This window comes from Oleiphilus sp. HI0079 (assembly GCF_001635105.1).
The window spans coordinates 1-1,039 of sequence record NZ_LWFT01001217.1 but is presented as its reverse complement, the minus strand read 5'-3'; the positions used below and the strand labels follow the sequence as shown (position 1 = coordinate 1,039).

At 48.0% G+C, this 1,039-nt stretch carries 2 protein-coding genes; both read right to left on the bottom strand.

What is annotated here, in order from left to right; all coding sequences use genetic code 11:
* The coding region (locus A3750_RS21620; protein WP_231871791.1) for a DUF2238 domain-containing protein at positions 1–576 on the bottom strand (576 nt) is incomplete at its 3' end.
* Between the two features lie 160 nt (positions 577–736).
* The coding region (locus tag A3750_RS21615; RefSeq protein WP_197475223.1) for a PhzF family phenazine biosynthesis protein at positions 737–1,039 on the bottom strand (303 nt) is incomplete at its 5' end.

Genomic DNA, 1,039 nt, shown 5'->3' with positions numbered 1-1,039 from the left:
TGCGTTTGGATCCTGATCATTATGAGTCGCAAGCTGTCCAAGTTGCCTGTCATGCCACTTGGATAGAACGACGAGTGCGCAGATCGCAGCCGATAATGCCCATGCCATATCTGATTGGGTGTCCCAGATATACCCTTGCGTTCCGAGAAATGCCATGGCGTCTTCACCTGATAGCAATGCGACCCACCATTCGATCAACTCATAAAACGCGCTGAAGGCCAGAACGATCGAAACAATTATATAGTTGCGCCAAGCAACACCATTCACGACGTTTTTGCGGATCAAGATCTCTCGTGCAAGCAGAGCCGGGACAAACCCTTGAAAGAAATGACCAACTTTGTCGTAATTGTTGCGTTCAGAGCCAAACAGGCCATCAAACAAGGGTACTTCTGCGTAGGTATAGTGGCCTCCAACCATCAGTACCACGCAGTGCAGCAGAATGAGAAAACTCAGCATGGGCGTTAGAGGAAAGCGTTTGTAGGTAAGTGCAACCAGCGTTGCACCTATCACTGCCGGCAAGACCTCAAGAAACCAAGTGAGTGTGTCTTTAGGGTTGATGCCGGACCAAACCAGCACGACTAGAAATATCGCAGTCCAAAGGTATTTGATGTTGCTTGCCCCTTATTTTTGCCCGTTACCGGAAGGTCTTCACAGTCGCTTTGAGCGCACAGCTTGTTTGTTTTTCATTTGAGCTTGGATGTTACAGCCCTTTATGGTTTTTTAGAGTGCGCGCAATCTAAACCGTAATTTTGCCTTCGAGGTAATGCACTGCTTTACCTGATACAAAGACTCTATCTTCTGTGACTCGACATAACAACACGCCGCTTCGTTTTGATGCCTGAAGCGCCATGAGTTCGGTTTTTCCTAAGCGTTCTGCCCAATATGGTGCTAGGCCCGTATGTATCGACCCTGTAACGGGGTCTTCGTCACCGCCGTTTGCTGGCCAGAAGTATCTTGATACGAAGTCATATTCTGATCCTGGCGCTGTGACGACAACATCATGAGGTGCGAGCTTTTTTAGCTGTTCTTGTTTTTGTGT